At 67.2% G+C, this 12,673-nt stretch carries 10 protein-coding genes, 1 tRNA gene and 1 pseudogene; 8 read left to right on the forward strand and 4 right to left on the reverse strand.

Annotated elements, in window-relative coordinates; genetic code table 11:
* A pseudogene (locus J7024_RS27680) lies at nucleotides 1–326 on the forward strand (aspartate aminotransferase family protein); the annotation flags it as partial.
* 18 nt (nucleotides 327–344) lie between these two features.
* On the opposite strand, the gene cysC reads toward J7024_RS27680, so the two are convergent.
* From cysC to J7024_RS27695, 3 genes are all read right to left on the reverse strand, one after another.
* The gene (gene cysC / locus J7024_RS27685; protein ID WP_124829450.1) at nucleotides 345–884 is read right to left on the reverse strand and encodes an adenylyl-sulfate kinase; all 540 of its coding nucleotides are present in this window, start codon (nucleotides 882–884) and stop codon (nucleotides 345–347) included.
* Between the two features lie 954 nt (nucleotides 885–1,838).
* Nucleotides 1,839–1,913 (reverse strand) — tRNA-Val (locus J7024_RS27690).
* A gap of 83 nt (nucleotides 1,914–1,996) precedes the next feature.
* The gene (locus J7024_RS27695) at nucleotides 1,997–2,479 is read right to left on the reverse strand and encodes an Lrp/AsnC family transcriptional regulator (RefSeq protein ID WP_124829429.1); all 483 of its coding nucleotides are present in this window, start codon (nucleotides 2,477–2,479) and stop codon (nucleotides 1,997–1,999) included.
* Nucleotides 2,480–2,667: 188 nt separating this feature from the next.
* On the opposite strand from J7024_RS27695, the gene J7024_RS27700 reads away from it, so the two are divergent.
* From J7024_RS27700 to J7024_RS27715, 4 genes are all read left to right on the forward strand, one after another.
* On the forward strand, nucleotides 2,668–3,882 hold the full coding sequence (locus J7024_RS27700) for an amino acid aminotransferase (protein ID WP_124829428.1): 1,215 nt from the start codon (nucleotides 2,668–2,670) through the stop codon (nucleotides 3,880–3,882).
* 30 nt (nucleotides 3,883–3,912) lie between these two features.
* Nucleotides 3,913–4,299, forward strand: coding sequence for a RidA family protein (locus J7024_RS27705; protein WP_124829427.1), 387 nt, complete (start codon nucleotides 3,913–3,915; stop codon nucleotides 4,297–4,299).
* Nucleotides 4,300–4,379: 80 nt separating this feature from the next.
* Nucleotides 4,380–5,450: a porin gene (locus tag J7024_RS27710; RefSeq protein WP_390679622.1), complete on the forward strand. Its 1,071-nt coding sequence runs from the start codon at nucleotides 4,380–4,382 to the stop codon at nucleotides 5,448–5,450.
* Between the two features lie 92 nt (nucleotides 5,451–5,542).
* Nucleotides 5,543–6,961 (forward strand): amino acid permease, encoded by a 1,419-nt coding sequence (locus J7024_RS27715; RefSeq protein ID WP_124829425.1) that lies wholly within the window; start codon nucleotides 5,543–5,545, stop codon nucleotides 6,959–6,961.
* A 12-nt stretch (nucleotides 6,962–6,973) separates the two neighbouring features.
* Here J7024_RS27715 and J7024_RS27720 read toward each other — a convergent pair whose 3' ends face one another.
* On the reverse strand, nucleotides 6,974–7,876 hold the full coding sequence (locus tag J7024_RS27720; RefSeq protein WP_124829424.1) for a LysR substrate-binding domain-containing protein: 903 nt from the start codon (nucleotides 7,874–7,876) through the stop codon (nucleotides 6,974–6,976).
* A 173-nt stretch (nucleotides 7,877–8,049) separates the two neighbouring features.
* Between J7024_RS27720 and J7024_RS27725 the strand changes: the two genes are divergently transcribed.
* The 3 genes from J7024_RS27725 (at nucleotide 8,050) to J7024_RS27735 (ending at nucleotide 12,574) form a co-directional block, all read left to right on the forward strand.
* The gene (locus J7024_RS27725; protein WP_124829423.1) at nucleotides 8,050–9,801 is read left to right on the forward strand and encodes an acyl-CoA dehydrogenase family protein; all 1,752 of its coding nucleotides are present in this window, start codon (nucleotides 8,050–8,052) and stop codon (nucleotides 9,799–9,801) included.
* Nucleotides 9,798–11,000 (forward strand): CaiB/BaiF CoA transferase family protein, encoded by a 1,203-nt coding sequence (locus J7024_RS27730; protein ID WP_124829422.1) that lies wholly within the window; start codon nucleotides 9,798–9,800, stop codon nucleotides 10,998–11,000. Before J7024_RS27725 ends, J7024_RS27730 begins: the two co-directional genes overlap by 4 nt.
* Nucleotides 11,001–11,161: 161 nt before the next feature.
* On the forward strand, nucleotides 11,162–12,574 hold the full coding sequence (locus tag J7024_RS27735; RefSeq protein WP_124829421.1) for an MFS transporter: 1,413 nt from the start codon (nucleotides 11,162–11,164) through the stop codon (nucleotides 12,572–12,574).
* Nucleotides 12,575–12,673: the final 99 nt, after the last annotated feature.

Here is a 12,673-nt window from a genome sequence, read left to right on the forward strand (position 1 = left end):
GCGACATCGGTCCGTATTTCCAGCGCCGGCTGCGAGAGGCGCTCGGCGATCATCCGATCGTCGGCGAGATTGCGGGGGCAGGGCTGGTTGCCGGCGTGCAACTCGCGCGCGATCGCGACCGGCGCGAGCGTTTCGACGCGAGCGTCGATGTCGGCACGATCTGCCGCGACTTCTGCTTCAACGGGAACCTGATCATGCGCGCGACCGGCGACCGGATGCTGCTGTCGCCGCCGCTCGTGATTCGGGAAGGGGAGGTCGACGAGATCGTCGACAAGGCGAAGCGCGCGTTTGACGCGACGGCGGAGCGTGTCGCGCACGCAAAGTGAGCCGTCGCTGCGTGTCGATCAGACGTGGTCGAAGCGCTGCTGGTCGAATTCGATGATGCGCGCGACGCACTCGGCGATGGACGTCGCCCCGGTCTCGACGACGAGATCCGGGGACACGGGGACCTCGTACGGATCGGAGATGCCGGTGAACTGGCGCGTCTGGCCGGTCATCGCCTTTGCGTACAGACGTTTCGGATCGCGCGCGGAGCACGTCTCGATGTCGGTCTTCAGATAGATTTCGACGAAGCGCTCGTCACCGACGATCTGGCGCGCCAGTTGCCGGTCGACTTCATACGGCGAAATCAGCGCGACCACGACCATGATTCCCTGGCTGTTCAGCAACTTCGCGATTTCCGCGGTGCGTCGACAGTTCTCGGCGCGATCGTCGCGCCTGAATCCGAGATCGGGAGAGACGCCCGAGCGCAGTTCGTCGCCGTCGAGAATGCAGACAGGAATGTTGTGCGCGCGCAAGTGTGCGGCGATCTCGCGCGACAGCGTGGACTTGCCGGCGCCACTCAAGCCGGTCAACCACAGGGTGTGTGAATTCGACAATGTCATGGGGTAGTCGCGACGGTATGAACCAGCCGCGCAATGCGCGGTCCGGATCCCCGTTCGTCTTGATTGGATTCGGGAGCCGGTGCCGCTCGGCCGGCTGTCATTGTCGATCGATTCTAGTCAGCCGCTATCAGATCAGTGTTACAAATTCGTTACCGGATATTACGTGGCGGACGGATGTCGCGTGACGTGCCGTTAATGGATTGCGGATCGCCTCTTACTTATCGGAACGGCACTAACTTGCTTCGTCGTCGGCTGGGCCATCATCGCCGGGACCGGCGAATGGTTTCCCATTTTGATGATGGTGTCTGCGTTCGCTACGCTATGGATGGACAACACGCGCCTCCGCAAGCTACTCGAACAGAACGGCATCGATCCGCGACGCCGCAAGCGCTAATCCCGACTCACGGCGCGACCGCTAACGCCTGTCAGCTTTGCGACGCGTTCACGCGACTCGTTCGTGCGCTCGTCTTGTCCCCGTTCCGGCCGGCTGGCCGGAACGGGAGAATTTCCTTTACGCAATCCTTCCCGCTGCCGTTCCTTCGCCTTCGTGCGTTCGTCGTCGTATGCGGCCAATCCAAGCGCGATGGCGGCTTCTTGCTCTCGACCTGCCGCTCGAACGCGGCCTTCGGAACGGCGGCGACGCGCAATGCGGTCTTACGCTGATCGCTCGACATGCCAGCATGGCGAATTGGGAAATATGGTCATGTCGCGCATGGGAGAAAGAGTAGCGGTCGCATCAAAGCGGTAGTCATTGAAGCAATCCCTGACGACGGACGATCGCCTGAAATTGGCAGTCGCCGCGTTTGCGAATGGTTGGCACCAGACACCTCGAAGAAGAAGTGTGACAAGAATGTGCCAACAGTCCGGTTGGGCGAGAGGACACTTAACGAACATTTCGCCAAGTGCTGACCCGGAAAGCAAGAAGGGCCGGCGATTGCCGGCCCTTCGAATCTTTGGTGGGCGGTACTGGGATCGAACCAGTGACCCCTGCCGTGTGAAGGCAGTGCTCTACCGCTGAGCTAACCGCCCAAAGAAGAATCAAATTATGTCAGGGATTTTGGGGTTCGTAAAGCACTTTCTGCAAATAATTTTCGGGGCCGCCTGAATGTCGGTCAGCCGGCCGTCGACGGCTCGACGAGATCCAGGATCGAGCCGTCGCGTTTGAGCGTCGCGAGCACGATGCTCGAATTGATCGACATCACGCCGGTGGCGCGGTGCAGCCGATTGATCACGAAGTCGGAGTAGTGGTCGAGGTCGCGCGCGCGCACCGTCAGTACGTAGTTCGATCCGCCCGTCACGATCTGCGCGGCGATGACTTCCGGCCACTGCTGGATCGCTTCCACGAACCGGTCGTGCCACTCGGGCACGTCCGGGCGCATCGAGACGTGCACCAGCGCCTCGAACGCCACGCCCACCTTCTTCGGCTCGATCGTGCAGCGGTAGCCGGCAATGGCGCCGCGTTCCTCGAGCAGCTTCACGCGCCGCAGGCATGCCGACGGCGACAGCGCGACCGCGTTCGACAGGTCCTGATTGCTGATGCGTCCGTCCCGTTCGAGGTGCCGGAGGATCCGCATGTCGGTTCGATCCAGGGTCATTTCGAAGAATCCCGTCAATTTTGAGATAGTAGTCGAAGACTCTACTGCAATCGGTTCGGATCGTCACCGAAAAGTGAAGCTCATTCTATTTCGTCCTCGATAACATGCGCCCCATGCCTCGATTGCACGGCCCGGCTCGATGCCAGGCCGCCGGTCGCACCGATTTCCACTCCTACCGACATTCCGACATGTACGAACACATTCCCGCCTATCCGGGCGATCCGATCCTGTCGCTGTTCCAGGCATTCCAGCAGGATGCGCATCCGCACAAGGTCAACCTCAGCATCGGCCTCTACTATGACGACGCGGGCCGCATCCCGGTGCTCGAAAGCACGCGCATCGCGGCCGAGCGGCTGCGCGAAGCGGGCGCGCCGCACACCTACCTGCCGATGGAAGGGCTCGCCGCGTACCGGCAGGGCGTGCAGCGTCTCGTGTTCGGCGCCGATTGCGCGGCGCTCGCGCAAGGCCGCATCGCGTCGCTGCAGACGCTGGGCGGTTCGGGCGCGCTGCGTCTCGGCGCCGAGTTCGTGAAGCGCTATTTCCCCGACAGCGCGATCTGGATCAGCGATCCGACGTGGGACAACCATCGCGTGATCTTCTCGGCGGCCGGGCTCGACGTGCACACGTATCCGTACTACGACGAAACACGCAACGGCCTGCGCGTCGACGCGATGCTCGCGGCGCTCGACGCGCTGCCCGCGCGCAGCATCGTGCTGCTGCAACCGTGCTGCCACAACCCGACGGGCCTCGACCTGAGCCGCGAAGCATGGCGCGCGGTGATCGACGTGCTCGTGCGCCGCGGGCTGATTCCGTTTCTCGACATGGCGTATCAGGGCTTCGGCGACGGTCTCGACGACGATGCATGGGCCGTGCGCGCGATCGTCGAGGCAGGGTTGCCGGCGATCGTCAGCAACTCGTTCTCGAAGAACTTCTCGTTGTACGGCGAGCGCGTCGGCGGGCTGTCGATCGTCTGCACGAGTGCGGGCGAAGCCGCGACGGTGCTGAGCCAGTTGCAGGCCGGCGTGCGCCGCACCTATTCGAGCCCGCCGCTGTTCGGCGCGCAGCTCGTGTCGACGGTGCTGAACGACGACGCGCTGCGCGCGCGCTGGGAAGACGAGGTCGCACAGGTGCGTGCGCGAATCAAGCGCATGCGCGGCGCGCTGAAGGCGCGGCTCGATGCGCGCCTGCCCGCGCCGGCCTTCGACGCGCTCGTCACGCAGCGCGGGATGTTCAGCTATACGGGCATCGCCGCAACCGACGTGGACCGCTTGCGCACGTCGCATGGCGTCTACCTGCTGCGCTCGGGCCGCATGTGCATCGCGGGGTTGAACGACGCGAACGTCGAGCACGTCGCGAACGCGATCGCCGACGTGCTCGGCGGCGCGCCGCGCCAGGCGGCCTGAGCAACCGGTTTCGAATCGAAGGAGGACACGATGGCAGACAGGATCCCGGTCGACTTGCCGCAGCTCGCGCAGCCGTTCTCGTGGGCAACCCGCGCAGGCGGGCTGATGTTTACCGGCCACGGGCCGGTCGATGCGTCCGGCGCGATCGTCGGTGACACGATGACCGCGCAGGCGCGCGTCACGCTCGGCAATCTCGCGAAGGCCGCGGCCGCGGCGGGCGCGACGATGGACGACGTCGCGCAGGTGCTCGTCTACCTGTCCGACGTGAGCGCGATGCCGGAATTCGACGCCGAGTACCGGCGCCACTTCCGCGAACCGTACCCGAACCGCACGTGCGTGGGCGTGCAGGGCTTCGCGCATCCGGACATGCGCGTCGAACTCGTCGCGTACGTCGCGCTGCCGGCGGCGCGCGACTAGCACGCGTGCCGCCGCGTGCGGATAGCAGTAACCACGATACCGACAACATCAACAAACGAAAGACAAGGATGGAGACAAGCATGAAGAGCATCAGTCGATTCGCACTGCCGACAATGGCGGGCCTGCTCGCCGCGAGCGGCGCGATGGCGCAGAGCAGCGTGACGCTGTACGGGATCGTCGATCAGAGCATCCGCTATACGACGCACGCGGACGTGTCGAACGACGCAAGCGTGCAGATGACCAACGGCGCGATCACCAACAGCCGCTGGGGCCTGAAGGGCAGCGAAGCGCTCGGCGGCGGACTGAAGGCGATCTTCCAGCTCGAGAGCGGCTTCGAGCCGCAGAACGGACAGCTCGACGGTGCATTGTTCGGCCGCTACGCGTATGTCGGCCTCGCCAGCGACTGGGGCACCGTGAAGCTCGGCCGACAGGCGACCGAAGCGTTCAACCTGTTCGGCGATCTGGATCCGCTGACGGTCGGCAACTACACGGCCAACATGTGGCCGTACTTCCTCACGCAGGGCCGCGCGAGCAACGTCGTCAGCTACGACGGCACGTTCGGCGGGCTGAACGTCGGCGCGAGCTACGGCTTCGGCGGCGTGGCGGGCAGTCTCGGCGCGAATGCATACTGGGGCACGCACGTGTCGTACACGCTCGGCGGGCTGATGGTCGGCGCGACGTACCAGCAGGTGCGCGACCTGAACAGCCGCGCGCAGCAGGCGTGGGGCGCGGGCGCACGCTATGCGTTCGGCGTGGCGACGCTGTATGCGGGCTACCTCGGCGGCATCGACCGCACGGGCATGCTCGACCAGCAATTGCTGAACGCGGCGGGGCGCGACGTGACCTACGGTTCGTTCGTCGACAACCCTCGCCGCGACGCGATCTTCTACACCGGTGCGATCGTGAAGGTCACGCCCGCGGTATCGGTGACGGGCGTCGCGTACTACGACGACATCCGCAATGTCAACGGCATCGCGGGCAACGGTGGAAAGCGCTATACGGGCGTGCTCGAGGCCGAGTACGCGCTGTCGAAGGCCACGCAGGTCTACGCGACGCTGGACTACAACCGGGTGAGCGGCGGCGCGTTTACCGAAATGCCCGGACGCGGCAACCAGACGGGCATCGCGGCCGGCCTGCGCCACATGTTCTGAGCATACGGCGCGCGACGGCCGGTGCGGTCCGGCGCCGGCCAGCGCGCCGTCGAGATTTCGACCGGACAATCGCTTTCGAACGAGGTCATTCGATGCAACCAGAAGGGCAATTCCAGCACATCGCGGCGCGCGAGCACGGTTTGCGCCGCACGCTTTCCGCACGACAGATGGCGATGATCGCGATCGGCGGTGCGATCGGCACGGGTCTCTTTCTCGGCAGCGGGTTCGCGATCGGTTTCGCGGGGCCGAGCGTGCTCGTGAGCTACGCGATCGGCGCGTTCATCTCGTTGTTGCTGATGGGCTGTCTAGCGGAGATGACGGTCGCGCACCCGACCTCCGGGTCGTTCGGTGCGTACGCCGAACATTACGTGAGCCCGTGGGCCGGGTTTCTCGTGCGCTACGCGTACTGGGCGTGCATCGTGCTCGCGGTCGGCACCGAAGTCACCGCAATCGCGCTGTACATGAAGTACTGGTTCCCGGGCGTGCCGGGGTGGCTATGGATCGTCGGCTTCTCGGCGCTGCTCGTGCTCGTCAATGCACGCAGCGTCGACGTATTCGGCGCAGTCGAATACGGGTTCTCCGTCGTGAAGATCGCGGCGATCGTCGGCTTCATCGTGCTCGGCGCGTACGTCGTGTTCGGCGATCCGGCGCTCGTGGGCAACGGCGCGGCGCGTGCCGGCTTCCACCATTACACCGATCATGGCGGCTTCTTTCCGAAGGGCGTGTGGGGGATGTGGGTCGCGGTGATCGTGTCGATCTTCAGCTACCTGAGCATCGAGATGATCGCGGTCGCGGCCGGCGAGGCAGAAGATCCCGAGCATGCGGTCACGCGCGCATTCCGCTCGACCATCGTGCGGCTCGTGCTGTTCTACCTCGTCACGCTCGCGCTGATGCTCGCGATCGTGCCGTGGACGGCGGCAGGGCGCGACGAGAGCCCGTTCGTGAAGGTGATGGAGGCGATCCACCTGCCGGGAGCGGCGGGGCTGATCAACTTCGTCGTGCTGATCGCTGCGCTGTCCGCGATGAACAGCCAGCTCTACATCACGACGCGGATGATGTTCAGCCTGTCGCGTGCGGGCCATGCGCCTAAGGCGCTCGGCGACGTGAACGCGCGCGGCGTGCCGTTCGGCGCGCTGATGCTGTCGACGCTCGGCATCGCGCTCGCCACGGTGTTGAGCGTGCTGTATCCGGACGCGTCGTTCACGATCATGATGGCGGTGTCGATGTTCGGCGCGCTGTTCACGTGGATGATGATCTTCGTCACGCACTACTGCTTCCGACGTCGTCGCGCGGCGCTCGGCCTGCCGGCGCCTGCATTCCGGATGCGCGGCTTTCCGCTGCTGACGCTGCTCGGTGCGGGGCTGATGCTCGCGGTGATGGTGACGACCTACTTCACGGCCGAGTTCCACATGACGCTGATCTTCGGGATTCCGTTCCTGATCGTGCTGTCCGTCGTGTACGCGGTGTGGTACCGGCGCGCGCAGCCGGTGCTGCAGCCGGACGCGAAGTAGCCGCAGGCCGGGTCAGCCCGCCAGCGCGGGCAGCGCGTCGATCGACGCGCGCACGTAGTCGGCGAAGCGCAGCGCGACCGGTTCGGCGGTGCCGCTGCGCTTCAGTTCGAGTGTGCGCGATTCGAGCGACCCGTCCCTCAGCGGCCGGAACGCCAGCCGGTCGCTTTTCACTTGCTGCAGCACGCGCGGCACGAGCGCGATGCCCATCCCGAACTCGATCATCGACAGGATCGTCTGCCACAGCCGTGCCTCGTGACGGATCAGCGGGCTGAATCCCGCGTTCACGCATTGCGCGATGATCAGGTCGTGATAGTGCGGCGCCGCTTCACGCGGAAACAGGATGAACGGCTCCGCGGCCAGCGCGGCGAGCGCGACCCGCCGGCGCCGCGCGAGCGGATGCGCGGCCGGCAGGCAGCACACGAACGGCTCCGCATAGACGGGCGCCGATTCGACCTCGGGCGGACAGTGGCCCCAGTGCGCGTAGCCGAGATCGATCTGGCCGCGCTGGATCGCCTGGACTTGCGCCTGCGTGTTCATCTCGCTCAGCACGACCTCGACGCCCGGATAGTCGGCCTCGAAGCGCCGCACCGCGTCGGGCAGCCCGCGATACAGCATCGAATGCACGAAGCCGATCCGCAGCCGGCCCGCGAGCCCCGAGGCCGAACGCACGGTGACGCGCTCGGCCTCGGCCGCCTGCAGCAGCAGCCGGCGCGCTTCGCCGAGCAGCACCGCGCCCGCATTGGTCAGTGCGACGGTCTTGTTGGTCCGCGAAAAAAGCTGCACGCCGAGCGCTTCCTCGAACTTGCGGATGTCGAAGCTCAGCGCCGGCTGCGAGATGAACAGGCGTTTCGCCGCGCGCCCGAAATGCAGCTCTTCGGCGACCGCCACGAAGTAGCGCAACTGCCTCAATTCCATGCTGTCTCCTCGCCGCATCGGCATCGATAAGCGTTGTCTATCGTACCGGATAAATCCTGTATTGGACGCTTATCGATCGCGCGCCTACGCTCTGCTGAACGACTGGCATCGGCCGGCCGCGCGGCCACGGCGCGGGCACCGGCCGGCAGCCGCGCCACCATGGAGACGCACGCATGAACGACACCGCTCGCACGCCGGAGGCCGGCGCATCCAATATCCCCGACAGCCGGGGCATCAATTTCTTCACGGCTGATCCCGATCTCGGCGCATTGCTGAAGCTGCATCTCGGCGCCGACCAATACGCAGCACTCGAACCGCGGCTGCATGCGCTCGGCGCACGCGTGTCGGGCGAACTCGACGAATGGGCATCGCGCGCGGACAAGCATCCGCCCGTGCTCGAGCACCGCAACCGGCGGGGCGAAGCCGTGCAGCGGATCGACAAGGATCCCGCGTACGTCGCGCTCGAACGCGTCGCCTATGCGGAGCTCGGGCTCGCGTCGCTGAGCCACCAGCCCGAGGCGGTAGCGCCGCTCGTCAAATATGCGCTGACGTTCCTGTTCGTGCAGGCCGAATTCGGGCTGTGCTGCCCGGTCAGCATGACCGATTCGCTCACGCGCACGCTGCGCCGTTTCGGCGAGCCGGCGCTTGTCGAGCGCTACCTGCCGATGCTCGCGTCGCGCGATTTCGACACGCTGTTCCAGGGCGCGATGTTCATGACGGAGCAGGCGGCCGGCTCCGACGTGGGCCGTATCGCGACGCGCGCGGCGCGCGAAACGGACGCGCACGGCGACGCGGTCTGGCGTCTGTACGGCGACAAGTGGTTCTGCTCGAACGCGGACGCCGATCTCGCGATGGTGCTGGCGCGACCCGATGGCGCGCCGGACGGCATCAAGGGCCTCGCGCTGTTCCTGCTGCCGAAGACGCTGCCGGACGGCACGCGCAACGCATACCGGATCGTGCGGCTCAAGGACAAGCTCGGCAGCCGCTCGATGGCGAGCGGCGAGATCGCGCTCGAAGGCGCGCAGGCGTATCTGATCGGCGAGATCGGCCGCGGTTTTCACCAGATGGCCGACATGATCAACATGTCGCGGCTGTCGAACGGCGTGCGGGCGGCCGGGCTGATGCGACGCGCGCTGAACGAGTCGCTGCACGTGGCCGCGAACCGCGCCGCGTTCGGCCGCAAGCTGATCGAGATGCCGCTGATGCAGCGCCAGCTGATGAAGATGCTGCTGCCCGCCGAGGCCGCGCGCGCGATGTTCATGCAGATCGCGCTGCTGCTGCCGCAGGCGGATGCGGGCGACGAGCAGGCCGCGCGCTGCGTGCGCATCCTGACGCCGCTGATCAAGTTCCGCGCGTGCCGCGACGCACGCCGCGTGACGGGCGATGCGATGGAAGTGCGCGGCGGCACCGGCTACATCGAGGAGTGGAGCGATGCACGTCTCGTGCGCGATGCGCATCTGGGCTCGATCTGGGAAGGCACGAGCAACATCGTCGCGCTCGACGTCGCGCGCGCCGCGCAGCGCGAGCACGCGCTCGACGCGCTGCGTACGTTCCTCGGCGACCGGCTCGGCGCCGCGCCGCTGCCCGACGCGAGTCGCGCGGCACTGCGACGTATTCTGACGCGTGCATGCGACGCGCTCGCGCGGGTCGCGGCGGACGGCGACGATGCACGCGTGCGGCAGGCCGCGTCGGCGCTGTATTACGCGAGCGCGGCCGTGCTGATGGCATGCGAAGGCGTGCGGCTCGCGCCCGATTACCGGCGCCTCGCGCTCGCGCACCTGATCGTGCGTCACAAGCTGCTGCCGGTCGACCCGCTCGCGCCGGCGTCGCGCGACGACGAAGCGGCGGCGTTCGACGCGCTGCTGCGCGGCACGCCGGTGCCGCTCGACATGGCGCTCGACCTGCTGCCGGAGGTCGAACGATGAGCGCGACGCGAGGGGCACTGGACGGCCTGAAGGTCGTCGACCTGAGCCGCGTGCTCGGCGGCCCGTACTGCACGCAGGCGCTCGCCGACCACGGCGCGACGGTCGTCAAGATCGAGCCGCCGGACGGCGACGAGACGCGCGGCTGGGGGCCGCCGTTTCTCGGCGACACCGCGTGGTACTTCATGGGCGTGAACCGCAACAAGGAAGGGCTCGCGCTCGACCTGTCCCGCGACGAAGGGCGCGCGATTCTGTGGCGCCTGCTCGAAGAGGCCGACGTACTCGTCGAGAACTTCAAGCCCGGCACGCTCGCGCGCTGGAGGATGGACTACGCACGCGACCTGCAGCCGTGTTTTCCGCGCCTGATCCACTGCGCGGTGACGGGCTTCGGCGAAGACGGCCCGCTCGGCGGGCTGCCCGGCTACGACGCGGTGATCCAGGCGATGGCCGGGCTGATGAGCGTGAATGGCGAGCGCGACGGCGGTGCGATGCGCATCGGTCTGCCGATCGTCGACATGGTCACGGGGCTCAACGCGCTTGCCGGCATCCTGCTCGCGCTCGCGGAGCGGGAGAAGAGCGGCCAGGGCCAGTCGATCGACATCGCGTTGTACGACTGCGGCGTGTCGCTGCTGCATCCGCACTTGCCGAACTTCTTCGGCTCGGGGCGCGTGCCCGAGCGCAGCGGCAACGCGCATCCGAACATCGCGCCGTACGACAGCTACCGCACGGCCACCGTGCCGATCTTCCTCGCTGTCGGCAACGACCGGCAGTTCGCGCGGCTCGTCGCGCATCTCGGCGCGCCGGCGCTGGCCAGCGACCCGCGTTTCGTCGACAACCGCAGCCGCTGCGCGCACCGCTCGCAACTGAAGGTCGAGCTGGAGGCACGGCTCGCCGCGCATCCGTGCGAGCCGCTCGCCCGCGACCTGATGGCAGCGGGCGTGCCGTGCGGTCCGGTGCGCGATGTCGGCGACGTCACGCGCGATCCGCATGCGCTGCACCGGAACCTGTTCGTCGAGCTCGGCGCGTATCGCGGCACTGCATCGCCGGTGAAGCTGTCGCGCACGCCGGCGACTTACCGCACACCGCCGCCCGCGCTCGGCCGCGACACGCGCGCGGTGCTCGACCGCCTCGGCGTCGATCCGGTGCTCCGGCAGCAACTGCTCGACGCCGGCGTGCTGAAGGTCGCACCGGACCCGACGTGACCGGCCGAGGGGGCGGCTGCACGTGAGCCCCCTCGGCCGACGAAACGCACAGCAACACCGCAACACCGCAACACCGCAGCACCGCCAGCCGGCGGCGCAATGCCGGCCATCCGGCAACGCGCGCGACAGTCGCGCGGCCGATCACGAACATGGAGACATCGATGAGCCGTCCGCAATCCCCGTCTGCCGCGCAACCGCGGCCCGGCCGTGCCGCCCTCGCGGCATTCGTCGGCACCACGATCGAGTGGTACGACTTCTACATCTACGGCACGGCGGCGGCGCTCGTGTTCGGCAAGGTGTTCTTTTCCAGCACGATGGACCCCGGCGTCGCGACGCTGCTCGCGTTCGTCACGTTCTGGGCCGGTTTCGCCGCGCGGCCGCTCGGCGGGATCGTGTTCGGGCATCTCGGCGATCGCGTCGGCCGCAAGACGGCGCTCGTGATCACGCTCGTGATGATGGGCCTCGCGACGACCGGCATCGGTCTCTTGCCCGGCTACGCATCGATCGGCGTATGGGCGCCGGCGGGGCTCGTCGTGCTGCGCGTGCTGCAGGGCATCGCGGTCGGCGGCGAGTGGGGCGGCGCGGTGCTGATCGCGAGCGAGAACGCGCCGAAGCATCGCAGCATCCTGTACGCGGCATTCGCGCAGCAGGGTTCGCCAACCGGCAACCTGCTCGCGACGGCCGCGTTCTTCGCGCTGAGCGCGCTGCCGACGCCATCGTTCCTGATGTGGGGCTGGCGCATCCCGTTCCTGCTGTCGGCCGTGCTCGTGATCATCGGGATGGTAATCCGGCTGCGGCTCGAGGAATCGGTCGACATGCAGCGCGTGCTCGCGCGCAAGCGTACGGTGAAGCTGCCGCTGCGCGACGTCGTGCGCGATCACTGGCCGATCGTGCTGCTCGCGGCCGGCACGCTGCCGGTGATCAACGTCACGTACTTCCGCAGCACGTTCGCGCTGTCGTGGGCGACCAGGGAGCTCGGCTATGCGCAGGGCACCTTCCTCGGCATCCTGTCGATCTCGCTCGTCGTGCAGTTCCTGATGCAGCCGATCGGCGCGTGGTTCGTGTCGAAGGTCGACATGCGGCGCGCGATGTGCTGGATCCTGATTCCGGAGATCGTGCTGATGCCGGTGATGTTCCATGCGCTCGCCACGCGTTCGTACTGGGTCGCCGTTGCGGGCATGTGCATCTCGACGATCCCGTCCGCGATGTTCTACGGCGCGGTCGGCGGCGTGCTCGCGCGTGTGTTTCCGGTCAACATCCGCTACACCGGGCTGTCGCTCGCGTATCAGTCGAGCGCGCTCGTCGTCGGCGGCGGCACGCCGGTGCTCGCGCAGGCGATCCTGAATGCGACCGGCAGCATCGTCGGCGTCGCGATCGCGTCGGGGCTCTATGCGCTCGTGTCGCTCGCGTGCATGCTGGCGCTGCTGAATCGCACCGGCTATCGCGCAAACGAACTGTCGACCGCCGAGCGCAGCGATGCGGCCGAATGGGGCACCGAAAGTGCCGGCGCCGACACCCCGGCCGGCACGGCGGCGCACGAGGATGAGCGCGCCACGTTGAAACCGGCGGGGTAAGCCGGGCGGCGCGGCGCATCGCCGGAAAACGCCCCGCCAAAGGCAAACGGCACCGTGCGATACACGGTGCCGTTTGCTTTTTGTGCGATGCGCCGGCAT

The organism is Burkholderia sp. WTPI3 (genome assembly GCF_021483755.1).
In the GTDB taxonomy this organism is placed as follows: domain Bacteria; phylum Pseudomonadota; class Gammaproteobacteria; order Burkholderiales; family Burkholderiaceae; genus Burkholderia.